A 24,377-nucleotide genomic window follows, 5' to 3' on the forward strand; every position below is an offset into this window, starting at 1 on the left:
CGACGGCTTCCGGCGCAGCGATCGCCGACAAGGGCTATGACGCCGACCATTTGCTTGAAAAGATCGCAGAAATAGGCGCCGACGTCGTCATCCCGCCCAAGCGCAATCGAAAACATCAGCGTCCCTACGACGCTGATCTCTACAAGGAGCGCAACATCATCGAGCGTTTCTTCAACAAACTCAAANAGTTCNGCCGCGTCGCAACACGATACGACAAGTTGCTCGCCAACTTCATGGGCTTTGTCAAACTTGCCGCTATCGCTATCTGGCTCAGGTAGTTAAATCGTCACTACGCCCTAGCACGTCATCGGAAAGCAGGCCGGCGAACCTGTCACGGTATTTTCGAGCGCAAGGCCTTGCTTGTTAAATGGTTGCGGGATTTCACCAAGATAGGCTGGTGCTGCGAGAGAGGATTGAACTCTCGACCTCTCCCTTACCAAGGGAGTGCTCTACCACTGAGCTACCGCAGCCGCCGATGGCGGGCTTCTGCCATATCGAACCGGCAAGCGCAAGGCCAAGAACAACGCTTCTGTGAAAGCCTTTGCCGGATAGCTTTCCATGACATGGCGGCGCCACAATGTTGGCTATCCCTGAATGGCGGGTTGGCTGGTCGCCAACCGGGGCGGGATGATGAACGACAAGACAAATCCACCGAAAAGCAGCGAAACAACCCGCAAGAAACGGCTCGCCGAGCAGTTGCGCGCCAATCTGCAGAAGCGCAAGGCGCAGTCGCGCTCGCGCCGCACAGGTGAGGCCGACCAACGGCCCGACGGGCTCGGCGCGGTCAAGGAAATGAAGAAAGATTAACTCAAATCGGCCACTCTTGGGCCGGGGTGGGCGAAATCCTATTTCTTGAACCACATTGGTCAATGGTCTAGACGGGCCGATACACTCAAACGATTGAACCGGCCTTTTCTGGCTGAGAGGGACATTCTCTAATGGATCGCATCAGAATTGTCGGCGGCAACAAGCTTGCCGGAAGCATTCCGATCTCGGGCGCCAAAAACGCCGCTCTGCCGCTGATGATCGCCTCGCTTTTGACCGACGATACGCTGACACTCGAAAACGTGCCGCATCTGGCCGATGTCGAGCAACTGATCCGCATCCTCGGCAATCACGGCGTCGACTATTCGGTCAATGGCCGCCGCGAGAAGCAGAATGAGGGCTATTCGCGCACCATCAACTTCTCCGCCCGCAACATCGTCGATACCACCGCCCCTTACGAGCTGGTGTCCAAGATGCGCGCCTCGTTCTGGGTGATCGGGCCGCTGCTGGCCCGGATGGGCGAGGCCAAGGTCTCGCTGCCCGGCGGCTGCGCCATCGGCACGCGTCCGGTCGATCTGTTCCTCGAAGGCTTGCAGGCGCTGGGCGCCGACATCGATGTCGATACCGGCTATGTCATCGCCAAGACCCGGAATGGCCGCCTCGTCGGCAACCGTTACGCCTTCCCCAAGGTCTCGGTCGGCGCCACCCATGTGCTGATGATGGCGGCATCGCTCGCCAAGGGCGAGACGGTGCTCGAAAACGCCGCCTGCGAGCCCGAGATCGTCAACCTCGCCGAATGCCTCAACGCCATGGGCGCCAGGATTTCCGGCGCCGGCACGCCGACCATCACCATCGACGGCGTCGAAGCGCTTTCGGGGGCGCGCGTGCGCGTCATCCCCGACCGCATCGAGACCGGCACCTATGCCATGGCTGTGGCGATGACCGGCGGCGACGTCGTGCTCGAAGGCGCTCGGCCGGAGCTGCTGCAGACGGCGCTCGACGTGATTTCCCAGACGGGCGCGGAGATCACGCAGACCAATTCCGGCATCCGCGTGAGGCGCAATGGCGCCGGCATTTCGCCGGTCGATGTGACGACGGCGCCCTTCCCGGCCTTCCCGACCGACCTGCAGGCGCAGTTCATGGGCCTGATGACCATGGCCAAGGGCAAGTCGCGCATCACCGAGACGATCTTCGAAAACCGCTTCATGCACGTCCAGGAACTGGCTCGGCTCGGCGCCCACATCACGCTTTCGGGCCAGACGGCGATCGTCGACGGCGTGGCGAAGCTGAAAGGCGCGCCGGTCATGGCGACCGATCTTCGCGCTTCCGTCTCGCTGGTCATCGCTGGCCTGGCGGCCGAAGGCGAGACCACGGTCAACCGCGTCTACCATCTCGACCGCGGTTTCGAGCGGCTGGAGGAAAAGCTTTCCAATTGCGGCGCGGTGATCGAGCGTATTTCGGCTTAACGATCCGCGGTCCCTTGGCGAAATCATCTGCGAAGCGTCCTTCTCCCGCCACTATACGGGGAGAAGTGCCGGCAGGGCCGATGAGGGGTGCGCAAAACTGAGGCAATTGCCTCCGGCAGCATTCTTGGCGCGGTTGCACCGATCGGAAAGACCGCCTAACAGAAAGGCTGGTTGCCAACCTCTAGGTGTGAAATCCGCATGGTCTTAAAACTCATCGCGCTCGACGACCAGGATCTGAGCATCGTCTCGGCCCATCTCCAGGACGCCGTGATGAAGGTCTCGGACCTCGAATTCCTGCCCAAAGCCAAGCGTTTCGTGCTGACCATGAACCGTTTCGTGTGGGAAGCCAAATCCGGCCTGCTTCGCCAACACAATGAGCGACGGCAGGCCGTGCTGCATTTCGACCGGGTGCTGGGCGCCAAGACCAACGGCATCGCCCGCGACAAGCCGGCCGAAATTCTCTCCCTGCTGGCGATCAGCTTCATCGAGATCAGCAAGCCCGCGGGCATCGTCGAACTGATCTTTTCGGGCGGCGGCACGATCATGCTCGATGTCGAATGCATCGAGGCTCGCCTTGCCGATATTGGCGGCGCGTGGGAAGCCACGTCGCGCCCCATACACAGGGCTTGAGCATACGATGGCCATCACGCTTCGCCAGTCCGACGCCGATTTCGAGCAGCGTTTCGCCGCGTTCCTCCTGACCAAGCGCGAGGTATCGGCCGATGTCGACGCCGTGGTGCGCGACATCATCGCGCGCGTGCGTGCCGAGGGCGACGCGGCACTGATCGACTACACGCAGAAATTCGGCGGAGGCGACCTCGCCAAGCTCGGCATTGCCGTCTCGGCGGAAGACATCGCCGGCGCCTATGCCGAGGCCGATCCGGCCACGGTCGAGGCGCTGAAATTCGCACGTGACCGCATCCGGTCCCATCACCAGCGGCAAAAGCCGCAGGACGAACGCTACACGGATGCCGCCGGCGTCGAGCTCGGCTCGCGCTGGACCGCGATCGAGGCGGTCGGGCTCTATGTGCCGGGCGGCACGGCAAGCTATCCGAGCTCGGTGCTGATGAACGCCCTGCCGGCCAAGGTAGCCGGCGTCGAGCGCATCGTCATGGTCGTGCCGGCACCGCACGGCGTCGTCAACCCGCTGGTGCTGGTGGCGGCGGATATATCAGGCGTCTCCGAAATCTACCGCGTCGGCGGCGCGCAGGCGATCGCGGCACTTGCCTATGGCACGCAGACGATCAAGCCGGTGGCCAAGATCGTCGGCCCCGGCAATGCCTATGTCGCCGCGGCCAAGCGGCGGGTATTCGGCACTGTCGGCATCGACATGATCGCCGGGCCATCGGAGGTGCTTGTGGTGGCCGACGGCGGCAATGATCCGGAGTGGATCGCGGCCGACCTGCTTGCCCAGGCCGAACATGACGTGTCGTCGCAGTCGATCCTGATCACCGACAACCCGGCTTTCGGCAAAGCGGTCGAACATGCGTTCGAACGCCAGCTGCAGAGCCTGCCGCGCGCGGAAACGGCGGCCCAGAGCTGGCGCGATTTCGGCGCGGTGATCGAGGTCGAAACGATCGAGGCATCGCTGCCGCTGGTCGACCGTATCGCTGCCGAACATGTCGAACTGGCCATCGACGATGCCGAGGGCTTCCTCGCAAAGATGCGCAACGCCGGCGCGGTTTTTCTCGGCCGCCACACGCCGGAGGTGATCGGCGACTATGTCGGCGGCTCCAACCACGTGCTGCCGACGGCGCGCTCGGCGCGCTTCTCGTCGGGCCTTTCCGTGCTCGACTTCGTCAAGCGCACCTCGGTCCTGAAGCTCGGGCCGGAGCAGTTGCGCATGCTGGCACCGGCGGCGATCGCACTCGCTCAGGCGGAAGGGCTCGACGCGCATGGCCGCTCTGTCGCCATACGTCTGAACATGTAGGCCGGCATGACGGGCCACGATCAAACCCGCGCAAAACTGATCGATGTCGAACTCGATGAATCGATCGGCCGTTCGACGCCCGATGTCGAGCATGAGCGGGCGGTGGCGATCTTCGACCTGATCGAGGAGAACAGTTTTAAGCCTGTCAACGACAGCGGTACAGGTCCTTACCGGCTGAAGCTGTCGCTGGCCGAGTCCCGCCTGGTCTTTGCCGTGGCGCGCGAGGACGGCGCCGCCGTCGTCACCCACATCCTGTCGCTGACGCCGCTCAGGCGCATCGTCAAGGACTACTATATCATCTGCGAGAGCTATTACGACGCCATCCGCTCCTCGACGCCGAGCCACATCGAGGCGATCGACATGGGCCGCCGTGGCCTGCACAATGAGGGCTCGCAGACACTGATGGATCGGCTCTCCGGCAAGATCGACATCGACTTCGACACGGCGCGACGGCTGTTCACGCTGGTCTGCGTGCTGCACTGGCGGGGCTGATCCTGGTCGCCGGCGCCCTGCCCCGCTCGGTCCTGTTCCTGTGCGGCATGAATGCCGTGCGCTCGCCAATGGCCGAGCAGCTGGCGCGCCGGATGCTTCCCGCTACCATTTTCATCGCCTCGGCGGGTGTGCGCGCCGGGGAGCGCGACCCGTTCGTCGATGCCGTGCTTGCCGAGGACGGTCTGACGCTGGGCGAACGCCATCCACGGACGCTGGACGATCTCGAGGACGACTATTTCGACCTGATCGTGACACTGGCGCCGGAGGCGCACCATGCCGCGCTCGAACTCACCCGCTCGCGTGCCGTCGAGGTGGAATACTGGCCTACGCCGGACCCGACCGGTGCCGACGGCACGCGGGAACAGATCATGGCCAGCTATCGCGACGTGCGCGAGCGGCTGAAGTTGCGCATAAGCCGACGTTTTTTGCTTCCCGAAGTAAAAAACGCGACGGATTAAGCGTGTTCACAAGCGCACGATTATCATATAGGTTCCGCCGAAATTCCGGCTGGAGTCGGATGATTTCAGGTCTGTCCGACCTGAAATCATTCGACTCTAGGTCAAAGAAGTAGAGCATGATGTCGTCGGAAAACCGCTTCACACTTTTCGGCATCATGCTCTAGGCGCCGGAACTGCCATCCAAGCAAAGGTATCGAATGCCGAAGGAAGAAGTCCTCGAGTTTCCGGGTATCGTCACGGAATTGTTGCCCAACGCGATGTTCAGGGTAAAGCTCGAAAACGAACACGAGATCATCGCCCATACGGCCGGCCGCATGCGCAAGAACCGCATCCGCGTGCTGACCGGCGACAAGGTTCTGGTCGAGATGACGCCATACGACCTGACCAAGGGCCGCATCACCTACCGTTTCAAGTAAGATCAAGACCCGAGCGTGATGAGCATTTTGCATAAGCTGGTGCTTGCCTCGGGTTCGCCGCGTCGCATCGAACTCTTGCAGCAGGCCGGCATCGAGCCGGACCGCATCCTGCCAGCCGATATCGACGAAACGCCGCTGCGTGCCGAGCATCCGCGCTCGCTGGCCAAACGGCTGTCGAAGGAAAAGGCCGAGAAGGCGTTCGCGTCGCTGAAGGCCGAGACCGACTATGCACCAAGCTTTGTGCTGGCGGCCGACACGGTGGTCGCCGTCGGGCGACGCATCCTGCCCAAGGCCGAGACACTGGATGACGCCGCCAACTGCCTCGGGCTGTTGTCCGGCCGTTCGCACCGGGTTTATTCCGGCATCTGCCTGATCACGCCGGGGGGCAAAATGCGCCAGCGGCTGGTCGAGACGCGGGTGCGTTTCAAGCGGCTGCCACGCGAGGAAATCGACGCCTATGTCGCCTCGGGCGAATGGCGGGGCAAGGCCGGCGGCTATGCCGTGCAAGGGTTGGCCGGCGCCTTCGTCGTCAAGCTCGTCGGCTCCTACACCAACATCGTCGGCCTGCCGCTCTATGAGACGGCGGCGCTGCTGTCGGGCGAAGGTTTCAAGACCCATCAAAACTGGTTGACCGCGCGACCATGAGCCCGGACGACAAAGTCACGCCACTGCGGCCCAAGCGCCCTTGCCCCGAATGCGGCAAGCCGTCGGCGCGCGAGACCTATCCGTTCTGCTCGACGCGCTGCAAGGACATCGATCTCAACCGCTGGCTGAAGGGCGCCTATGTCATCTCCGCCCGCGACGACGAGGAAGAACCGGACGCCGACGAGCCGAAATGAGGCCAGGGCCGAAATGAAGCCAGGGCCGCCGGTCAGGCGGCCTGGTTCTTGCGATCACCACGCGCCCAGGCCGGAAGCCAGTCGCCGTGGGCGGCCAGGAGATCGTCAACCAGTGACCAGATCTGGTCGAGGTCGAGTTCGGCCGCCGTGTGCGGGTCCATCATCGCCGCGTGATAGATGTGTTCGCGGTTTTCCGTCATCAGCGCCCGCACCGTCAGTTCCTGCACGTTGATGTTGGTACGGATCAGCGCCGTCAATTGCGGCGGCAGGTCGCCTATATAGGTCGGCTGGATGCCGGACGCGTCGACCAGGCACGGCACTTCGGCCGCGCAATCGCGGGGCAGCGAGGTGATGCAGCCATTGTTGCGGACATTGCCGTAGATCACCGACGGCTCGCCGGTCCAGACCGAATTCATGATCGAGGAGGCATACTCCTTGGACTCCTCGACCTCGATACGTAGGGCCGAGCTATACGCCTGCGCCTGGTCCTTCCAGCGCTCGATCTGCTCGATGCAGCGCTTGGGGTATTCATCGAGCGGAATGCCGTATTTCTCGATCAAATCGGGGCGGCCGTCCTTGATGAAATAGGGCGTGTATTCGGCAAAATGCTCCGAGCTTTCGGTGACGAAATAGCCCAGCCGCGTCAGCATCTCGTAACGCACCTTGTTGGGGCAGCGCGGGTTCCAGCCGGGCTTCGGCGCGCGGCCTTCGCGATAGGCGCGCACGAGATCGGGATAGAGGTCGTGGTAGGATCCGTCCGGCTGGCGATGCTCGAACTTCAGGTAGAAGGCCATGTGGTTGATACCAGCCGAGCGGTAACGAATCTCGTCGTAGGGAAGGTCGAGGTCGTGCGCCAGTTCCATCGCCGTGCCTTGCACCGAGTGGCACAGCCCGACCTGCCTGATCTCGGGATATTTCTCTGAGATCGCCCAGGTGTTGATCGCCATCGGGTTGACGTATTGCAGCATGATCGCCCGCGGGCAGACCGCAAGCATGTCCTCGCAGATCTTCCACAGATGCGGCACGGTCCTCAGGCCCCGCATGATGCCGCCGACGCCGAGCGTATCGGCGATCGTCTGGCGCAGCCCGTATCTCTTCGGCACCTCGAAATCCGTGACGGTGCAGGGCTCATAGCCGCCGATCTGGAAGGCGACGACGACGAAATCGGCGCCCGCCAGCGCCTTGCGCTGGTCCGTGTAGGTCTCGGCCTTCGCCTTGACGCCGAGTGTGGCGATCAGCTTGTTGACGACGACGGCGCTTTCTTCCAGCCGCTGCGGATTGATGTCCATCAGCGCGATCGTGGCCCCCGAAAGTGCCGGGCGCTGCAGCACGTCGCCGACGATGTTCTTCATGAACACCGTCGAACCGGCGCCGATGAAAGTGATCCTGGGATGTCTTGCCAATGTAACCTCCGGCATGTGTTCAGGCCACGTCGAAAGCGGCCCTGACGAGCCGTTCGGTGTAGGCGGTCTTGGGATTGGTGAGGACCTCGTCGACAGGGCCCTGCTCGACGATCTTGCCGTGCTGCATGACGATGACGCGGTGGCACAGCGCGCGCACCACCTTGAGGTCGTGCGAGATGAAGAGATAGCTCAGGCCACGCTCGTCCTGCAGCTTGCGCAGCAGGTCGATGATCTGCGCCTGGACGGAGAGGTCGAGCGCCGATGTCGGCTCGTCGAGCAGGATGAATTCGGGTTCGAGTGCGATGGCCCGCGCAATCGCGATGCGCTGGCGCTGGCCACCGGAGAACTCATGCGGAAACCGCGACAGGATATCGCCCGGCATGCCGGCACTGACCAGTGCCTCGCGCACCCGCTCGACGCGCTCGCGCCGTGTCGCGCCGATGCTGTTGACGATCAGCCCTTCCTCGATGATCTGGCCGATCGTCATGCGCGGGTTGAGCGAGGAGAACGGATCCTGGAAGACGATCTGCATGCGCGAACGCAGCGGCCGCATCTCGCCTCGCGACAGGCCATGGATAGGCTGGCCATCGAAGCGGATCTCGCCGCGTTTGGCGTCGGTCAGCCTCAGCAACGCCTGGCCGAATGTGGTCTTGCCGGAACCGGATTCGCCGACCAGTCCCAGCGTCTCGTGGCGGCAAAGCTTGAGGTCGAGGTCGTCGACGGCAACCAGTTCGCGCCAGTCCGGCTTCAGGAACGTGCCGTGGCGCAGCATGAAGCAGACGCGCACACCGTTCGCCTCGAGGATGGTGCCGCTGCTCTCGGGCAGCGGTTGCGGTCGGCCGCGTGGCTCGGAGGCAAGCAGCCGCTGGGTGTAGGGATGCCGTGGAGCGGCGAAGAGCCGTTCGGTGACGTTGTGCTCGCACATTTCGCCATGCTGCATCACATAGACGTAGTCGGAAAACTTGCGCACCACGGTGAGATCGTGGGTGATCAGGATCACCGCCATCCGCAGCTCTTTCTGCAGATTGCGGATCAGGTTAAGGATCTGCGCCTGGACCGTGACATCAAGTGCGGTCGTCGGCTCATCGGCGATCAGCACGTCGGGATCGTTGGCGAGCGCCATGGCGATCATCACGCGCTGCCGCTGCCCGCCCGAGAGCTGGTGCGGATATTGTTTGAGCCGCGCTTCGGGTTCGGGGATCTGCACATGCCGCAGCAGCTCTAGCGCCCGCGCCCAGGCTTGCTTGCGGCTCACCTTGCGATGCACCCGGATTGCTTCGACGATCTGGCTGCCGACCGTATAGATCGGATTGAGCGAGCTCATCGGCTCCTGGAAGATCATCGAGATGCGGTTGCCGCGCAGCTTGCGCCGGGCGCTTTCGGGGAATTTCAGGATGTCCCGTCCGTCGTAACAGATACTTGATTTCGGCGACACGGTGGCGCGGCGCGACAGCAGCCCCATGACGGTGCGCGCCGTCACCGACTTGCCGGAACCGGATTCGCCGACGATCGCGATCGTCTCGCCGCGATAGAGCTGAAACGAGATGTCCTTGACCGCCTCGACGACACCGTGTTCGACCTTGAAGGCCACCTCGATGTTGCGGGCATCGATGACGGGCTCTCCCTGGCGCCCATCATGGTCAAGGCGGAAGGCTGGTGCGAAGGGCTCGGCGAGTACGACGGTCATCCCGGTTCCCCTCAATACGGATCGACTGCATCGCGCAGGCCGTCGCCCAGCGCGTTGAAGGCAAAGACGGTGACGAGCACGAAACCGACCGGCGACAGGATCCAGGGATAAGTGCCGATGACCGAATAGGTCGCGGTGTCCTGCAGCATCAGGCCCCAGGAGATCAGCGGCGGCTTGACGGCAAAACCGAGGAACCCGAGGAAGGATTCGAGCAGCACCACCGTCGGGATCGCCAGCGTCACGGCGACAATCACGTGGCTCATCACATTGGGGAAGATGTGCTGCAGAATGATGCGCCGGTCTGTCGCGCCGACCGCCATGGCGGCGCGCACATACTCTATGCGCGCCAGCGCCAGCGTCTTGCCGCGCACCTCGCGCGACATCTGCGCCCAGCCCAGCGCCGACATGACGATGATGACGAAGGCGAGGAACACATTGGTCGGCGCGGTGACCGGGATCAACGTCGTCAGCGCCAGGTAGAGCGGCAGTTGCGGGAAGGCGAGCACCAGTTCGACGAAGCGCTGCATCCAGACGTCGAACCGGCCGCCGAAATAGCCGGAGACCATGCCGACGGTGGTGCCGATGACGGTGATGATGAAGACGACCGTCAGCGCGATCATCAGTGAGACGCGCGAGCCGTGGATGGCGCGCGACAGCACGTCGCGGCCGAATTTGTCGGTGCCGAGGAAATGCACCGGCTGGCCGTCCGTCGAGGCGAAGAAATGCCGGTTCGCCGGTATCAGTCCGAAGAGCTTGTACGGTGCGCCTTCGACGAAGAAGCCAAGCAGCCTCGGGTGGTCGTAGTCGGGGCCGACGATGGGCTGGAAAGTGACCGGATCGAGGTCGGCCGAATCGGACAGTGCATAGACCCTCGGCCGCGCGACGAAATTGCCGTCCTTGTCGTGGAAGGACGGCAGCTGCGGCGGGGCGAAGCCGACATCGGTCGCCTTCGGATCCATCGGCGCCAGGAATTCGGCGAATACGGCCATGACCAGGAGCAGCACGACCAGCCAAAGCCCGGCCATGCCGGTCCAGGAGCGCTTCAGCCGGCGCCAGACAAGCGCCATGTAGCTCTCATTGCCGCGTGCGGGCGCCACTGTGGCTCGCTCGGCTGGCAGTGGCGGTGGTGAAGGATCTCGTGCCAGCATCTAACCCTCCCCGAACTGGCGTACGCGCGGATCGAGCAGGACGAGCAGCATGTCGGCGATGATGTTGCCGACGATCAGCGTCGCCGACAGCACCATCATGAAGGTGGCGGTGACATAGACGTCGCCGACCGCCATCGAGCCGACGATCGCCGGACCGACGGTCGGCAGCGCGAAGATGATCGCCGTCTCGATCTCGCCGGTCAGCATATAGGGCAGCACCACGCCCTGATACATGACCAGCGGATGCAGGGCATTCGGCACGGCGTGGCGCATCACGACGGCGCTCCCGGTCAAGCCCTTGGCCTTGGCCGTCTCGACATATTGCGCGTTGAGCGTATCGAGCAGATTGCCGCGCATGACGCGCATATTGTAGGCAAGGCCGCCGAAGGTGGCGATCGCCACCACCGGCCAGACATGCTTGACCAGGTCGACGAACTTCGCCCACGACCATGGCGCGCCGCCATATTGCGGCGAGAAGAATGAGCCGATCTCCGAGACATTGAACTGGAAGACCAGGAGATAGACGATGATCAGCGCCATCAGGAAGCGCGGCACCGTCATGCCGAGGAACGAAACCGCCGACAGGGTCGAGTCGATCCAGGTGTATTGCCGGGTCGCCGCCCAGATGCCGAAGGTGATGCCCAGCACCGAGGCGAGCAGATGGCAGACCAAAGCCAGAAGCAGCGTCCGCGGCAGGCGCTCGCCGACGACGTCGGCCACCGGCTTGTTGTAATAGAGACTGTAGCCGAAATCACCGTGGGTGACGATGCCGCCGATCCAGTTGAGATACTGGACGGGCAGCGGCTTATCGAGGCCGTGCTCGACGCGATAGGCCTGAGCTTGCGCGTCGGCCTCGGCGAAGGAGGCTCCGCCCTGGTTGATCAATTGCGAGCGGATGTAATCGGCATAGTCGCCAGGCGGCGCCTGGATGATGGCAAAGGTGACGAGGCTCAGAATAGCGAGAACCGGTATTGCCGACGCTATACGCGTGAGCAGGAATCGCAGCATGGGCGGTCCGCTTCCTCATCTCGCCGGACGCTCCTTGGGGGCGCTCGGAGGGTTGGTTTGTCCCGGCCGCGCCAGCGGCGCGGCCGGGTCTCTCTCAGTCAGGGGAGGTAAACTTGCATCGGCCCTTAAACTTACATCGGACCCTTGTCTCCAGGCTTGCCGGGGAGTTCTTCCGGGAACAGTTCGTATTTGGCCTGCTTGTCGGCCGCGACGAAGACCCGTTCGCGGACGATCGAATCCTCAGCCCAGTTGAACATGAAGATCGGCGTGCCTTGCGGAATGTTCGAGAAGCGCTTGTTGATGATCAGCGCGCCGGGATATTCCGTCAGGCCGATATTGTAGACGTGTTCGGTCGAGATTTTCTGGAAGTCCCGCATCAGACTGGCGCGCTGGTTATTGTCCGCCGACGAGACGAACTTGTTGACGATGTCGACGAGATCCTTCTCGAAAGGCATCAGATCGACCTCCCCGCTTTCCGGCGCGCGGTGATCCCAACTGGTCTTGGGGCCGACTGGAGCGAGCTGCACGGTGTTCTGCACCACTGAGGTCAGCTCCTGCTCATTGCGCCGGATCAGCCAGTCGAAACGGCCTGAATATTGCGTGGCATCGCGCTGGGTACCGTTGAGCCCGTTGAGCACGATCCGCAGGCCAAGCTTCTCCATCTGCGCGACCACGCCTTCGGCGAGGCTTTTGTCGGTGGTGTAGTCGTTGTTGACCAGCATCACGATCTCGACATTCTTGCCGCCGGCGGTACCGGCCGGGAAGTTGACGAAACCATCGCCGTCAGTGTCCTTCAGGCCGGCCTTGGCGAGTTCGGCTTTGGCGCCCTCGAGGTCGAAAGGATAGTAGACGGTGGATTTGCGGTCGTAGAAGCTGGTGCCCGAGGAGAGGCCGCCAGGATAGATCGCGGTGAACGGCCCCTTGACGAGGGAATCGCCCAGCGCCTTGCGGTCAAGCGCCATGGTGACGGCCTTGCGGAAATCCTCGTTGCGGTTCAGCTCGCGGAGCGCCTGGCCGCGCTCGTCCGGATTACCCCAGCCATTGGCGGAAAAGTTCAGGCGCAGATTGTAGCCGATCAACCGCGGGCCGAAGGCCAGACGTGCCGGCGCATTCGGCTCCGCCGCGCGCTTCAGAGAGGCAACGAAGTTTTCCGGCTGCTCGAGATTGGAGAAGTCGCCTGCGCCGGCGACCGCCTGAACGTCCCGGTCGGCCCAGGTCGACAGCTTATAATGCAATTCGTTGAGATAGGGGAGCTGGTTGCCCTTCTCGTCCACCTTCCAATAGTAGGGATTGCGGCGCATGACGATGATGTCGTCGGCCCGATATTCGACCGGCACCCAGGCGCCCATGACCGGCATGTTCATGTATTCCGGCGGGAAGGCGTTCTTGAACTGGTCGTAGGTGTTCTTCGAATATTTCGGGTGCTGCGGCTTCAAGATATGCGCGGGACCGGGGCAGAAGGTGCCATAGGCCATTGCGTAGAGGTGCTGTTTCGGGAAGGCGTCCTTGAAGGTCCACTCGACCGTATAGTCGTCGATCTTCTTGAGCGTCGTGCCGACACCGAAGGTTTCCTGGGTGGCGCCATTGAGCGGCGAGACGTTGGGATCCATGACCTCGTCGTCCCAATAGAACATGACATCGTCGGCGTTGAATGGCACGCCGTCGGACCATTTGGCACCTTCGACGAGATGCATGATCAGCTTGTGGCCATCGGCTGACCAATCCCAGCTTTTGGCGAGGTTGGGCAGCGGCTCGGTATCCTTCGCCTCGACCTGGAACAGCGGCGCGGTGCGCGTCAGGCACTCGGAAAGGCCGATGTCGATGCCGCCCCAGCCTTGGGTCTGGCCGGCGCCGTAGTTCCAGCCTTCCGGCCGGCCACCGATGACATGGCGCATCGTATCGCCGTAGACGCCGACGCCGTTCGGCATGTTGCCCGTCTTGAAGACAAGCGGCTCCTTCGGCAGCCTTTCCTTGACCGGCGGCAGCTTGCCGGCCTTGACGAATTTTTCCGTCACCCAGCCGGGCTCGTGATACTCGGGCAGCGCCTTGAACTCCAGGATGGAGTCGCGCGCCACGTATTTGATCTTGCCCTCGGCCGGAAACGTCGCCGGCACCGGCGGGACGGTCGGTTCGGAAGCGAAAGCGTTGAGCGCTGGAACGGAGACGCTCAGCGCCAGTCCAGCGGCAATGCCAATACTGCGTAGGTTCCTCATTAGTGTCCTCCCTCGTGTTCAGACGTTTGCTGCTGCTCGTCTTGTCTATGTCTCTATGCAATTCCGGACGGAGAACCGCTTCACACTTCTCCCGTGATTTCTCCGGACGGCTGACTGCGGTGGACCTGCCTCCCGAGGGTCCGCCGCCGCGCCGGTTTTCAGACGGCCTGTTTCAGCGCGGCCTTTTCTGCCCGCAGCTCCTCGATCGAGCGCACGTTCCGCCGCGCGGCACCCGCCCATTCCCGGGTCTTGAGCGTGGATTTCGACAGCCGCTCTTTGGCCGCAGGAACCGCGTGGGCATATTGCGGCAACCATTGCGCCTGGGCGACGACCATTTCGTCCACCATCTGCCAGACCTCCTCCGGCGTCGACACGGCGCCGACCAGCGGGTCGTGCAGCACGGCAAGCTTCAGAAGATCGATGTCGCCAGAGATGGCGGCATGGACCGACATGCGCTGGACGTTGATAGAGGCCATGCAGGTGGCTGCACAGGCTTCCGGCAGTGTGATGCCGGCGGCCATGTTGATGCCGAAACGGTCGACGAAACCGGGCGATTCGATGATGGCGTCGCGCGGCAGATTGGTGATCACGCCGTCATTCTTGACGTTGAAGTGGCCGCGATAGACGCGGTTGGTTTCCAGCGCCTCCAATATGTGGCTGGCATGCTCGTTGGAGCGCTTTGAGGCGTCGATCGGCTTCGATGCCGCTTCCAGGAATTGCGGATATTCGGTCTCGAACCAATTGCGGGTTTCCGTGGAATAGCGGAGATAGCCGCCCGTTTCGCCATGGATCCAGTCCGACATGTCGATCCAGCGCGTGATCTCGTCGGGGCGCTTGCGGTACCAGGGCAGATATTCGGAGAGATGCCCGTTGCTTTCAGTCGAATAGACGCCGAAACGCTTGAGCACATCGATGCGAAGCTTTTCCTGCTGGGAATAGACCGGGTGCGCCTCGAAGGCGGCGACCAGCTCATCTTTGTCGATCTTTCGGCCGTTCAGCCGCAAATCGATGAACCAGGTCTGGTGGTTGATGCCGGAACAGACATAGTCGAGTTCCCGCGGCGATTTCGCGCCCAGCACCGCGGCGATCTGTTCGGCGCCGTGCTGGACACCATGGCAGAGGCCGACCGTGTCGACCTTGCCGTATTCGATCGCCGCCCAGGTGTTCATCGCCATCGGGTTGGCGTAGTTGAGGAATTTGGCGTTGGTGTCGGCGACTTCGCGGATGTCCTTGCAGAAATCGAGGATCACCGGAATGTTGCGCTGCCCGTAGAGGATGCCGCCGGCGCAGATCGTGTCGCCGACACACTGGTCGATACCGTATTTCAAGGGAATGCGGATATCATCGGCATAGGCTTCGAGGCCGCCGACCCGCACGCAGCTGATGATATAGCGAGCGCCCTCGATTGCCTTGCGGCGGTCAGTTGTCGCGGTCACCCTGGTCGGCAATCCGTTCGCCTCGACGATCCTGTCGAGGATCGCCTTGATCATCCCCAGATTGTGCTCGCTAAGGTCCGTCAGCGCGAATTCGATGTCCTTGAATTCAGGCACGCAGAGAATATCGGTGAACAGCTTCTTGGTGAAACCGACGCTGCCGGCGCCGATAATAGCGATTTTGAAACTCATCACCTTCACCTCGATCCATTCGAATGCTAGGCAAGGAGCAGCAAGGGAGGAAGACGGCTACACGCCTTGACGTGCAAGCCATTCAAACCGGAATCCGGCTTTCTCTCCTCCCGCCCGCTCCTCGATCGCGGGTTATTCGCGTTCTTCGAGGCGGGATTATGCGCATATTCGCGGGCGCGGCCAGAGAAGGATTATGCTTTCAGGGGTAATTTTGTGCTGCGGGATTTGATCGCCAACGGACAGTCGATGCGGACGGTCTCGCTGCCGCGCGGCCGCCAGCGTCTGCATGCCATGCCGACAAGCACGGGCTATGAGGTGCGCGAGGACGTGACCTATGACTGGGACGGGCGAAAGCGCGGCCAGACACCATTCACGGTACTGCAGCATACGATCAGCGGCACCGGCCGGTTGCGCTACGAGAACCGCGATTACCGCCTGCAGACGAACGACACGCTGCTGGTGCTGGTGCCGCACAACCACCGCTACTGGCTGGCCAGGGACGAGCGCTGGGAATATTTCTGGATCTCGATGAACGGCGAGGAGGCGTTGCGCATCCACAAGTCGATCCTCGACGTGTCAGGACCGGTCTTTCGGCTGCAGCCGGCGACGATCGATCATCTTGCCGATTGCAGCCTGCGTCTCATCAAGGGGGCCGCTTCGCCAGGTGCTGCTTCGGCGATCGCCTACGAGGCGGCGATGGCACTCTATGACGATGTGTTCGGCTCGCATGCCTTTGCCGAAAAACAGAGCGCGATGCAGCCGGTCATCGATCACATCAACGCCAACCTCGACAAGGCCCTGCCGGTGGCGGACCTCGTTCAGATCAGCGGGCTTAGCCGGGCCCATTTCTCACGCTGCTTCGCAGAAAGCGAAGGCCTGCCGCCCGCCGAGTTCGTGCTGCAGCAGCGGCTGCAACGGGCCGCGAAGCTTTTGACGAAAGCGGACTTCCTGCCGGTAAAGGAGGTCGCCATTCTGTGCGGTTTCGAGGACGCGAATTATTTTTCGAAGGTCTTCCGCCGGCTCTACGGCACGACGCCCAGCCAATTCCGCACGACCGGCATGTATGCCAGCTTGCGAACCCCGGCCAGGCGCGGCGCCAGACTGTCGGACGACGAGACCTGACGCCGCTTGGGGCCGTGTTTTGTCAGGCCGCGTGCAGGCTGCCGCCGTCCAGCCACTCGAGTTCGGCGGGCGAAAGCGCGATGTCCAGCGCCCGCAGACTGTCGTCCAGTTCGCCAAGCGTGCGCGGCCCGATCAGCGGAATCGATGGGAAAGGCTGGTTGAGCACATAGGCCAGCGCAATATGGATCGGGCTCTTGCGCAGCCGGGCGGCGAGTTCGATCGCGCGGTCGCGGCGGCCGAAATTGCGCTCGGAGTACCAGACCCGCACCAGTTCCTCGCTGTCCAGCCTGTCGCGCCCGGCGCGGTCGGTGAAGAAGCCGCGTCCCTGGCTCGACCAGGCAAAGTTCGGCATCTGCCTGGATGTCAGCCAGGCCTTCCAGTCATCGGTGGAGGAGGTGACACAACCAGCCCAGATCGGCTCCAGCATTTCGGCCAGCGAAAAATTGTTGGAGAGCACGCCGGGCTTCTGCTTGCCGGTTCGCTCGGCATAGGCAATCGCCTCGTCCATGCGCTGCATCGTCCAGTTCGAGCCGCCGAAGGGGCCGCGAATGCGCCCGGCTTTGACCTCGCGGTCCATGGCATCGACGAATTCGCCGACCGGCACGTCCGGATTGTCGCGATGCATGAAATAGATATCGACGTGGTCAGTCTGCAGGCGGTCGAGCGACTGGGCAAGCTGCTTGCCGATCACGTCGGGATAGCAGAGCGGCGAATGCGCTCCCTTGGCGATAACAACCGATTGCTCGCGCACGCCACGGTTCCTCAGCCATTGGCCGAGCAGCGTCTCGGTGTAGCCGCCGCCATAGACATAGCCGGTGTCGAAGAGATTGCCGCCGGCCTCGAAAAAGGCATCGAGCAGGATCGACCCGGAGGAGAAGGTGCGGAAATCCTCGAAGCCGAGCGCCACCACGGAGGCCGGCTTCGCCAGGCCCGGAATGGTGCGCTTGCCGATCGCGGTGCCGCCCGGGCGCAGGGGTCGCCCGGAGATGGTGTTGGTGCGCAGCGAGGCCTTCTCGATCTCATATTCCAGCCCGACCGCCGCGCGCCATCTGTCAAGCACGCGCAAGGTGCCGAGGCTGTCGGCCCAGCCCATGCCCGGCCAGGCGAATTCCCGACGCCCGGCGCGGATCGCCTCGCCGGCGGCATCGACCTCGAAGGAATAGACATGGCGCTTCTCGTTGACGCTGATGGTCTCTTGCGCGCCGTCGGCACCGATCACGTCGATCCGGCCTGGGCCGACATCGCGGTCGCCGCCGGCGAACCAGAAGTCGGGCACTTCGATACGCCCCTTGGTGCCGAAGATACGCAGGACATTGTCCTGATTGAGCGAGATGCTGCAGGAGACCTCGGCGACGATACCGCCGGGAAAATGCAGGACAGCGGAGGCCCATTCGTCGACGCCGGATTGACCAAGATGGGCGGTGCCGGCGACTTTGTCGGGTTCGGCGAATGGCTCTCCAGCGGCAGCGCCGGCAATGAGGCGCACCATCGAAACGGGATAGCCGCCGACATCGAGAATGCCGCCGCCGGCGAGATCGTTGGCGTAGAGCCGGTGCCGCGGCATGAAACCAGGCATGGCGAAGCCGAAGCTCGACTTGATCATCCTGATCTCGCCGATGACGCCGGACTTGATCAAGTCGACCAGTTGCAGCGTCTGCGGATGCAGCCGGTACATGAAGGCTTCGCCGAGGAAGGTGCCGGCCTTGCGCGCCGCATGCATCATGGCGTCGGCCTCGAAGGCCGTCAGCCCGAGCGGCTTTTCGCAGAGCACATGCTTTCCCGCTTCCGCCGCCCTGATCGCCCATTGCGCATGGCCTGGATGCGGGACCGCGATATAGATCGCATCGATCTCCGGATCGGCAAGAAGAGCGTCATAACCGTCGAGGATGCGGGCGCCGGGAAAGCTCTCGGCCAGTCCCGGCTTGCCGGGATTGCGCGCGCCGATGGCAACCAGTTTACCGGTGCGCGAACCGGCGACGCCGCCGGCAAAGGCCTTGGCGATGCCGCCCGGCCCAAGAATGCCCCAGCGAATGGGCGTTGATGCAGTCATGTCATTCTCCTTGCGGGCTGGGAAAGGGGCGGCCGGTCAGCGCAGCCGCATCCCTTTTTCGTCGAACAGGTAGGATTTGCGGATGGAAACGGTGACATTTGATGTTTCGGGGACCTTTGCCGCGTCGCGCTGGATCACCACGTCGTCGCCATGGGCCGTCCTGGCGTAGAGAAAACTCGTGCCGCCCAGGTGCTCGACCACGTCGATGGCGACCGTAAGGTCAGCGTCGCCTTCACCGGCAACGCCGAAATGTTCGGGCCGCACGCCGACGATGACCTTGCTGCCCGGCTCGGGCGCGACGCCTGTCAACGGCTGGACGACACGGGCCTTCTCCTCGCCCGCCAATTCGACCACAACGCCTTTTGCATCACGGCCGACAATATGGGCCTTGATGAAGTTCATCTTCGGTGAACCGACAAAGCCGGCCACGAAAATATTGTCGGGATTGTCATAGAGTTCGAGCGGCCTGCCGATCTGCTCGATATGGCCGGCGCGCAGCACGACGATCCGGTCGGCGAGCGTCATTGCCTCGGTCTGGTCATGGGTGACATAGACCATGGTGGCGCCGAGTTCCTTATGCAGCCTTGAAATCTCGACCCGCATCTGGACGCGCAGTTCGGCATCGAGATTGGAGAGCGGCTCGTCGAACAGGAATACTTGCGGCTCGCGCACGATGGCGCGGCCGATGGCGACACGCTGGCGCTGGCCACCGGAAAGTTTCTTGGGGCGGCGCTCCATCAATTCGCTGATGCGCAGGATCTCGGCCGCCCGGTTCACCCGCCGCTCGGTGTCGGCCTTGGGGTTGCCGGTCATGCGCAACCCGAATGAGAGGTTCTGTTCGACGCTCATATGCGGATAAAGCGCGTAGGACTGGAACACCATGGCGATGCCGCGGTCGGCGGGCTCGACATCATTGACAACCTTGCCACCGATGGCGATCTCACCGCCGCTGATGTCCTCCAGCCCGGCGATCATCCTGAGCAGCGTGGACTTGCCGCAGCCCGACGGGCCGACGAAGACGACGAACTCGCCATCGGCGATGTCGATGTTGGCACCGTGGACGACCTCGAACGCACCGAAGCGCTTGGCGACATTGGTGAGCGTGACGGTTGCCATTCTGCTCCTTATTTGACTGCGCCGGCGGCGATGCCGGCGATGAAATGACGCTGCAGGAGCACGAAGACGATGAGCATCGGCACGGTCAGCATCACCGCGCCCGCCATGATGCCGCCCCACGACACTTTGGTCAGGCCGATCAGCGTGCCGAGCGCCACGGGTGCTGTCATCGAACCCGGCTGGCTGTTGATCAAAAGCGGCCAGAGATAATTGTTCCAGGAGGCGAGAAACAGGATGATGCAGAGTGCGGCCAGCATCGGCCGCGCCAACGGCAAGGCGATGAAGACGAAGATGCGCCACTCCTTGACGCCCTCGACGCGGGCGGCATCGAACAGATCGTCCGGCATCATGGAAAAGCTCTGGCGCATGAACAGCACGCCAAGCGAATTGAACAGCGGCGGCACGATCAGCGCCACCCATGTGTTGGCGAGCTTGAAGTCACGCGCCACCATGATGAATTGCGGGATCAGCACCACCGCATAGGGCAGCGTGATGGTGCCCAGGATGATGGCGACGACGACGCTTTTGCCGAAGAACTGGTAGCGGGCCAGCGCCCATCCGGCCATCGAGGTCAAAAGCACCGACAGGACGGTGTAGGTCACCGCCACGCAAACGGAGATGATGATGGCGCCGACGAAGTCGGTGTCGCGCTGCAGATTGTTGAAATTGTCGATGAAGTTGCCGTGCGGCAACAGTTCGATGCCGGGGCTGAAGATGCCGTTGTCGGGCATGGTCGAGAACACCACCATCATCCACAGCGGAAACAGCCAGATCAGCGCCAGCGGCGTCAGGAAGAGGTGCAGTGCGATGCTTCGTTTCAGTCTTGCCGATGAGAGCGAACTCATTTCGGTTCCCTCGTCAGCCAAAGCTGCACCAGCGTGATCGCGATGGCGAGCCCCGCCATGGTGTAGGCGACGGCCGAGGCGTAGCCGAAGTTGAGCGAGCGGAAACCCTGGCGGTAAAGCAGCAGGCCGAGCGTCTCTGTGCCGCCGCCCGGCCCGCCGCGCTCGGTGATCAGGAACGGCTCGGTGAACAATTGCATGGTGCCGATGATCGACAGCACGGCGCAGAAGACGATGACCGGCTTCAACAGCGGCAGGGTGATGTAGAAGAATTGCTTGAGCTTGCTCACCCGGTCGAGCGTCGCCGCCTCGTAGACATCATCGGGAATGGATTGCATGCCTGCCAGCAGGATGATGGCGTTGTACCCGGCCCAGCGCCAGGTGACCGCGATCATGATCAGCGCCATGGCCGGCGTGACATTGGAGAACCAGTCGACCTTCGGCAGGCCGATGCTGTTCAAGAGCTTGTTGACGATGCCGAAATCGAGGCTGAACATCAGCCGGAACACCGCGGAGTAGGCGACCTCGCCGACGACGACCGGGGCGAAGAAGGCAAAGCGGTAGAGGCCGCGCGCCTTGAGCAGCGGCGAATTCAGCAACACCGCCATGACCATGGCCAGGGCGATCATCACCGGAACCTGGATGACGAGGATGAGCAGCGTGTTCTTCAGCGCGTTGAAGAAGGCAGGGTCGCCGATCAACCGGCCCCAGTTGAAGCCCGGCGCGAAGCGCCACGGCACGGTACGCGTCGCCTGGAACGAGATCAGGAAAGAGGAGATGATCGGCCACACCCAGAAGATGGCGAAGATCAGGAGATAGGGCGTGAGGAAGCGATAGGCCGTGGCATTGCGGTTGCGCATCTTTTCTCCTCCTTCATCCCTGGTGTTGAAGACAAGCGAGCAAGTGGCGGGTCCAGGACGGCACTTCTGCCATCCCGGACCCCGTCCTGGGAGGTCAGGACTTGACAGGCAGCCCAGTCGCCGAGGCGATCTGGCTAGCGGCGTCGTCGAGTGCCGCCTTGGCGTCGGGATAGCCGCCGGCGAGATATTTGGTCTGCACCGCGCGGACGATGATCTCGGCATCGCTCTGGAACTGCGTGCCGCGGCTCGGAACAACCTTGGGCAAGGTGCCCAGAATATCCTTCCACACCGCCTGGCCACCCCAGTAGGGCAGGCCCTGGCTGACATAGGGGTCGTTCAGGGCCGAGACCAACGAGGGGACAAGACCGAACTCCTTCAGCATGGTGATCTGGCCTTCATTGGTGCCGAGCGTGTATTTCAAATACTCGTAGGCCGCTTCCTTGTTCTTCGACGCCGAAGTGATGGCGAGCGAGGAGCCGCCGAGATTGGCGGCGCGCGGGCCGTCCGCGGTCAGGCTCGGCATCAGGTAGACGCCCCATTTGCCGTTTTCGCCTGCCGATTCGGTGCGGATAGTGCCCTCGTACCAGCCGCCATAGACCTGGGTGGCGACGGCTCCGGCGGTGTTGTTGGTGATCTTGGTGGCCCAGTCGGCGGACGAGACGATGCCGGCGTCCTTCATCTCCTTGACCTTGGTCATGGCGTCGACGCATTTGGGCTGGTTGACCGTGATCGACTGGCCGTCCTCGGCGAAATAGGCGCAGCCCTGTTCGTTGGAGATCATGCGGAAGAATTCACTGTCGCCGTTGAAATCGGCATTGGTCATCGAGACCCCCGGATTGGCGGCCTGTATCTTCTTGCCGGCGGCGATGAAATCGTCCCAGGTCTTGATCGATGCCGGATCGACGCCGGCCTTCTCATAGAAGTCGCGGCGATAGAAGGCGGCGACCGGGCCGGAATCCCACGGCATCGCATAGGCCTTGTCGCCGACTTCGAGTTCGGTGCGCTTGAAATCGGGGAATTTCTTCTGGTCTTCCGCCGTATAGCCCAGCGTATGCAGGTCGACGAAACAGTCGGGGAACTGGCTCCAATAGTTCTCGGCCTCGCCATTCTCGATGGTGACGATATCGGGCAGCCCGACGCCGCCGGCCGCGCATCCGGCGATCGACTTGTCGTAGGTCGGCTGGTTGCCGAGATCCCGGACCGTGACTTTGATGTCGGGATGCAGCTTGTTGAAGCCGGCAACCGTTGCCTTCAGGGATGAAGCGGCAATGTTCCAGCTCCAGATCGTGATTTCGCCGGATTGCGCAAAGGCCGGGGCGGAGCCCAGGGCAAGCGCTAGCGCGGCGCAGGACAGTGTGATGCGCATTGAAATCCTCCCATTTCATTTGCTCTCTCTGTGAGCGTGGCTAGACTAGGCACCGGTGAGGGCCTGTCCCTGACAGAGGGAATATGGAATTGGCGGAAAGTAAGATGCCTGACAGGCCGTTTTACCAGCCCGGCGCCAGCAGCGTTGAGGGTTTTCCGCTGGCGCTGCAGATGTTCCACACCAACCCGCTGGTGATGCTGAAGCCGCATTGGCATGCCCAGGTCGAGGTGAATTTCATCGTCCGCGGCTCCGTCCACTACCGCATGAACGAGCACGAAATATCGCTTTCGGCCGGCGAGATGTGCCTGTTCTGGGGCGGCTTGCCGCATCAGATGGATGATTTGAGCGACGACGCCGTCTATGCCGGCGCGCATCTGCCGCTGGTGCATTTCTTTCGGCTGCACCTACCGGCGGACATACGCCATCGGCTGATGACGGGCGCGACGCTGGTGACCAGCGCCACCGATCAATCCGACAACGACAATTTCGCCCGCTGGAACCGCTATGCCCGCTCAGGCGATCCGGCCAAGGCCGAGCACGCCGTCAACGAACTTCTGCTGCGGCTGGAGCGGGTGCGGTTCGAACCCTACCGGCTGGTGCCGGGAAACGCCGCCGGGCAGGAAGCGGGCAACCCCTTCGATCAGCAGTCGTCGCGCAATGTCGGGCGCATGTGCGATTTCATCGCCGAGAATTTCCTCTACGACATCGATTGCGTGAACATAGCGGCGGCCGCCGACATCCACCCCAAATACGCCATGAGCCTGTTCAAGAAATCGACCGGCATGACGCTCAACGAATATGTCAACCTTCTGCGGCTGAGCTACGCGCAGGCGCTGTTGATGCATCAGGACGCCAATGTGCTGCGCGTGGCCATGGATAGTGGCTTCGGCTCGCTCAGCGCCTTCAACAAATCCTTCCGCAAGCTCGCCGGCATGACGCCATCCGACTTCCGCAAGGGACTGGCAAGCGCCAGATAGGCGGGCGCAGGGCATGGAAACCAGCCGATCGGGCGGCATTTCTTTTCCTGCAGGAAATCCACATCTGGGCGCTGGACAGGCCGGATTCCCGTGCTATAACCCACGCGCTTTCAAGGGGTGCCCACGGTGCCTTTATGAAATCCGGAGCACGAGTTTTCGTTAGCCGGAACAGGCCCAGATAGCTCAGTTGGTAGAGCAGCGGACTGAAAATCCGCGTGTCGGTGGTTCGAATCCGCCTCTGGGCACCATCATTTCCAAGGTCCGTTCCGGACACATGGGTTACGGTTTATACCGGAGACATGGGTAACACTTTTGGCCCGAACGGGTTTTGGAGTGGTTCGAGCCTGCATGTCTCATCGTCGAAATATCCCAAATCATAGTCCATGAAGCTAGCCACCAGATGTGATCCTCGACCTGTTTGATGCCGACGGTCTGGCCGGCGAAGACGAGGCTGAGATTGATCTTCTTTCTGTTATAGCAGATGCGGCCGCAGGTGGTGACGATGACGGCCTTGTCGTGAAACGGATAATCGAGATCGGGCAGGCCGGCATAGGGCCGCGTTGAGGGTGCGTAACGCTCTGCCGGGCAGTCCAT

The 24,377-nt window shown here is 62.5% G+C and carries 23 protein-coding genes, 2 tRNA genes and 1 pseudogene; 13 read left to right on the forward strand and 13 right to left on the reverse strand.

Features of this window, described 5'->3' with window-relative positions; all coding sequences use genetic code 11:
- Window positions 1-278 (forward strand): IS5 family transposase (locus tag M653_RS0129560; RefSeq protein ID WP_027146551.1); only part of this gene is annotated, 278 nt, incomplete at its 5' end.
- Between the two features lie 117 nt (window positions 279-395).
- On the opposite strand, the gene M653_RS0129565 is transcribed toward M653_RS0129560, so the two are convergent.
- A tRNA-Thr gene (locus tag M653_RS0129565) sits at window positions 396-470 on the reverse strand.
- 160 nt (window positions 471-630) lie between these two features.
- On the opposite strand from M653_RS0129565, the gene M653_RS0129570 reads away from it, so the two are divergent.
- The 9 genes from M653_RS0129570 (at window position 631) to yacG (ending at window position 6,366) form a co-directional block, all read left to right on the forward strand.
- The gene (locus M653_RS0129570) at window positions 631-807 is read left to right on the forward strand and encodes a hypothetical protein (RefSeq protein WP_084637033.1); all 177 of its coding nucleotides are present in this window, start codon (window positions 631-633) and stop codon (window positions 805-807) included.
- Window positions 808-938: 131 nt separating this feature from the next.
- Entirely contained in the window at window positions 939-2,231 is a 1,293-nt protein-coding gene (gene murA / locus M653_RS0129575) for a UDP-N-acetylglucosamine 1-carboxyvinyltransferase (protein WP_027146553.1), read from the forward strand.
- A 198-nt stretch (window positions 2,232-2,429) separates the two neighbouring features.
- On the forward strand, window positions 2,430-2,861 hold the full coding sequence (locus M653_RS0129580) for a DUF2948 family protein (protein ID WP_027146554.1): 432 nt from the start codon (window positions 2,430-2,432) through the stop codon (window positions 2,859-2,861).
- A gap of 7 nt (window positions 2,862-2,868) precedes the next feature.
- Window positions 2,869-4,161, forward strand: coding sequence for a histidinol dehydrogenase (gene hisD, locus M653_RS0129585; protein ID WP_027146555.1), 1,293 nt, complete (start codon window positions 2,869-2,871; stop codon window positions 4,159-4,161).
- A 6-nt stretch (window positions 4,162-4,167) separates the two neighbouring features.
- Window positions 4,168-4,653 carry a UPF0262 family protein gene (locus tag M653_RS0129590; protein WP_027146556.1) on the forward strand — a complete coding sequence of 162 codons (486 nt, stop codon included), beginning with the start codon at window positions 4,168-4,170 and terminating at the stop codon, window positions 4,651-4,653.
- Window positions 4,641-5,111, forward strand: coding sequence for a low molecular weight phosphatase family protein (locus M653_RS0129595; RefSeq protein WP_084637028.1), 471 nt, complete (start codon window positions 4,641-4,643; stop codon window positions 5,109-5,111). The genes M653_RS0129590 and M653_RS0129595 overlap by 13 nt, the downstream gene beginning before the upstream one ends.
- Before the next feature lie 197 nt (window positions 5,112-5,308).
- Window positions 5,309-5,527: a translation initiation factor IF-1 gene (gene infA, locus M653_RS0129600; protein WP_006329283.1), complete on the forward strand. Its 219-nt coding sequence runs from the start codon at window positions 5,309-5,311 to the stop codon at window positions 5,525-5,527.
- Between the two features lie 18 nt (window positions 5,528-5,545).
- Entirely contained in the window at window positions 5,546-6,172 is a 627-nt protein-coding gene (locus tag M653_RS0129605; protein WP_027146558.1) for a Maf-like protein, read from the forward strand.
- Complete coding sequence (yacG, locus tag M653_RS0129610; RefSeq protein ID WP_027146559.1) at window positions 6,169-6,366, forward strand: DNA gyrase inhibitor YacG; 198 nt, start codon at window positions 6,169-6,171, stop codon at window positions 6,364-6,366. Before M653_RS0129605 ends, yacG begins: the two co-directional genes overlap by 4 nt.
- A gap of 32 nt (window positions 6,367-6,398) precedes the next feature.
- Here the strand turns inward: yacG and M653_RS0129615 are convergent, their stop codons facing one another.
- The 6 genes from M653_RS0129615 to M653_RS0129640 all read right to left on the reverse strand — a co-directional run bounded on the left by M653_RS0129615 (window position 6,399) and on the right by M653_RS0129640 (window position 15,450).
- Complete coding sequence (locus tag M653_RS0129615; RefSeq protein ID WP_027146560.1) at window positions 6,399-7,769, reverse strand: alpha-glucosidase/alpha-galactosidase; 1,371 nt, start codon at window positions 7,767-7,769, stop codon at window positions 6,399-6,401.
- Between the two features lie 19 nt (window positions 7,770-7,788).
- Window positions 7,789-9,456 (reverse strand): ABC transporter ATP-binding protein, encoded by a 1,668-nt coding sequence (locus M653_RS0129620; protein ID WP_027146561.1) that lies wholly within the window; start codon window positions 9,454-9,456, stop codon window positions 7,789-7,791.
- Window positions 9,457-9,467: 11 nt separating this feature from the next.
- On the reverse strand, window positions 9,468-10,604 hold the full coding sequence (locus M653_RS0129625; protein ID WP_027146562.1) for an ABC transporter permease: 1,137 nt from the start codon (window positions 10,602-10,604) through the stop codon (window positions 9,468-9,470).
- Entirely contained in the window at window positions 10,605-11,612 is a 1,008-nt protein-coding gene (locus M653_RS0129630; RefSeq protein WP_027146563.1) for an ABC transporter permease, read from the reverse strand.
- Window positions 11,613-11,743: 131 nt separating this feature from the next.
- Entirely contained in the window at window positions 11,744-13,825 is a 2,082-nt protein-coding gene (locus tag M653_RS0129635) for an ABC transporter substrate-binding protein (RefSeq protein WP_027146564.1), read from the reverse strand.
- A 158-nt stretch (window positions 13,826-13,983) separates the two neighbouring features.
- A complete protein-coding gene (locus M653_RS0129640; protein WP_027146565.1) occupies window positions 13,984-15,450 on the reverse strand; it encodes an alpha-glucosidase/alpha-galactosidase in 1,467 nt (488 codons plus the stop codon).
- Window positions 15,451-15,696: 246 nt separating this feature from the next.
- Here M653_RS0129640 and M653_RS0129645 point away from each other — a divergent pair, with 246 nt between their 5' ends.
- Window positions 15,697-16,572: an AraC family transcriptional regulator gene (locus M653_RS0129645; protein WP_084637035.1), complete on the forward strand. Its 876-nt coding sequence runs from the start codon at window positions 15,697-15,699 to the stop codon at window positions 16,570-16,572.
- Window positions 16,573-16,594: 22 nt separating this feature from the next.
- Here the strand turns inward: M653_RS0129645 and M653_RS0129650 are convergent, their stop codons facing one another.
- From M653_RS0129650 to M653_RS0129670, 5 genes are all read right to left on the reverse strand, one after another.
- The gene (locus M653_RS0129650) at window positions 16,595-18,622 is read right to left on the reverse strand and encodes an aldo/keto reductase (protein WP_027146567.1); all 2,028 of its coding nucleotides are present in this window, start codon (window positions 18,620-18,622) and stop codon (window positions 16,595-16,597) included.
- Window positions 18,623-18,658: 36 nt separating this feature from the next.
- Complete coding sequence (ugpC, locus tag M653_RS0129655) at window positions 18,659-19,738, reverse strand: sn-glycerol-3-phosphate ABC transporter ATP-binding protein UgpC (RefSeq protein ID WP_027146568.1); 1,080 nt, start codon at window positions 19,736-19,738, stop codon at window positions 18,659-18,661.
- Between the two features lie 8 nt (window positions 19,739-19,746).
- Window positions 19,747-20,583 (reverse strand): carbohydrate ABC transporter permease, encoded by an 837-nt coding sequence (locus tag M653_RS0129660; protein WP_027146569.1) that lies wholly within the window; start codon window positions 20,581-20,583, stop codon window positions 19,747-19,749.
- Window positions 20,580-21,440 carry a sugar ABC transporter permease gene (locus tag M653_RS0129665; protein WP_027146570.1) on the reverse strand — a complete coding sequence of 287 codons (861 nt, stop codon included), beginning with the start codon at window positions 21,438-21,440 and terminating at the stop codon, window positions 20,580-20,582. The genes M653_RS0129660 and M653_RS0129665 overlap by 4 nt, the downstream gene beginning before the upstream one ends.
- Window positions 21,441-21,534: 94 nt before the next feature.
- Window positions 21,535-22,806: an ABC transporter substrate-binding protein gene (locus M653_RS0129670; RefSeq protein WP_027146571.1), complete on the reverse strand. Its 1,272-nt coding sequence runs from the start codon at window positions 22,804-22,806 to the stop codon at window positions 21,535-21,537.
- Window positions 22,807-22,910: 104 nt separating this feature from the next.
- Here M653_RS0129670 and M653_RS0129675 point away from each other — a divergent pair, with 104 nt between their 5' ends.
- Both M653_RS0129675 and M653_RS0129680 read left to right on the forward strand, forming a co-directional pair.
- The gene (locus tag M653_RS0129675) at window positions 22,911-23,783 is read left to right on the forward strand and encodes a helix-turn-helix domain-containing protein (protein WP_027146572.1); all 873 of its coding nucleotides are present in this window, start codon (window positions 22,911-22,913) and stop codon (window positions 23,781-23,783) included.
- 172 nt (window positions 23,784-23,955) lie between these two features.
- Window positions 23,956-24,031: transfer RNA gene (locus M653_RS0129680), tRNA-Phe, on the forward strand.
- Between the two features lie 38 nt (window positions 24,032-24,069).
- Here M653_RS0129680 and M653_RS1000000137515 read toward each other — a convergent pair.
- Window positions 24,070-24,377 (reverse strand): annotated as a pseudogene (locus M653_RS1000000137515) (integrase); the annotation flags it as partial.

It is taken from the genome of Mesorhizobium sp. WSM3626, from assembly GCF_000513935.1.
In the GTDB taxonomy this organism is placed as follows: domain Bacteria; phylum Pseudomonadota; class Alphaproteobacteria; order Rhizobiales; family Rhizobiaceae; genus Mesorhizobium; species Mesorhizobium salmacidum.

Bases quoted from the DNA above. Each gene is read 5' to 3' on its own strand.
- M653_RS0129570 (WP_084637033.1), top strand. From the start codon at position 631: ATGAACGACAAGACAAATCCACCGAAAAGCAGCGAAACAACCCGCAAG.
- murA (WP_027146553.1), top strand. From the start codon at position 939: ATGGATCGCATCAGAATTGTCGGCGGCAACAAGCTTGCCGGAAGCATT.
- M653_RS0129580 (WP_027146554.1), top strand. From the start codon at position 2,430: ATGGTCTTAAAACTCATCGCGCTCGACGACCAGGATCTGAGCATCGTC.
- hisD (WP_027146555.1), top strand. From the start codon at position 2,869: ATGGCCATCACGCTTCGCCAGTCCGACGCCGATTTCGAGCAGCGTTTC.
- M653_RS0129590 (WP_027146556.1), top strand. From the start codon at position 4,168: ATGACGGGCCACGATCAAACCCGCGCAAAACTGATCGATGTCGAACTC.
- infA (WP_006329283.1), top strand. From the start codon at position 5,309: ATGCCGAAGGAAGAAGTCCTCGAGTTTCCGGGTATCGTCACGGAATTG.
- M653_RS0129605 (WP_027146558.1), top strand. From the start codon at position 5,546: ATGAGCATTTTGCATAAGCTGGTGCTTGCCTCGGGTTCGCCGCGTCGC.
- yacG (WP_027146559.1), top strand. From the start codon at position 6,169: ATGAGCCCGGACGACAAAGTCACGCCACTGCGGCCCAAGCGCCCTTGC.
- M653_RS0129620 (WP_027146561.1), bottom strand. From the start codon at position 9,456: ATGACCGTCGTACTCGCCGAGCCCTTCGCACCAGCCTTCCGCCTTGAC.
- M653_RS0129625 (WP_027146562.1), bottom strand. From the start codon at position 10,604: ATGCTGGCACGAGATCCTTCACCACCGCCACTGCCAGCCGAGCGAGCC.
- M653_RS0129630 (WP_027146563.1), bottom strand. From the start codon at position 11,612: ATGCTGCGATTCCTGCTCACGCGTATAGCGTCGGCAATACCGGTTCTC.
- M653_RS0129635 (WP_027146564.1), bottom strand. From the start codon at position 13,825: ATGAGGAACCTACGCAGTATTGGCATTGCCGCTGGACTGGCGCTGAGC.
- M653_RS0129640 (WP_027146565.1), bottom strand. From the start codon at position 15,450: ATGAGTTTCAAAATCGCTATTATCGGCGCCGGCAGCGTCGGTTTCACC.
- M653_RS0129645 (WP_084637035.1), top strand. From the start codon at position 15,697: ATGCGGACGGTCTCGCTGCCGCGCGGCCGCCAGCGTCTGCATGCCATG.
- M653_RS0129650 (WP_027146567.1), bottom strand. From the start codon at position 18,622: ATGACTGCATCAACGCCCATTCGCTGGGGCATTCTTGGGCCGGGCGGC.
- ugpC (WP_027146568.1), bottom strand. From the start codon at position 19,738: ATGGCAACCGTCACGCTCACCAATGTCGCCAAGCGCTTCGGTGCGTTC.
- M653_RS0129660 (WP_027146569.1), bottom strand. From the start codon at position 20,583: ATGAGTTCGCTCTCATCGGCAAGACTGAAACGAAGCATCGCACTGCAC.
- M653_RS0129665 (WP_027146570.1), bottom strand. From the start codon at position 21,440: ATGCGCAACCGCAATGCCACGGCCTATCGCTTCCTCACGCCCTATCTC.
- M653_RS0129670 (WP_027146571.1), bottom strand. From the start codon at position 22,806: ATGCGCATCACACTGTCCTGCGCCGCGCTAGCGCTTGCCCTGGGCTCC.
- M653_RS0129675 (WP_027146572.1), top strand. From the start codon at position 22,911: ATGCCTGACAGGCCGTTTTACCAGCCCGGCGCCAGCAGCGTTGAGGGT.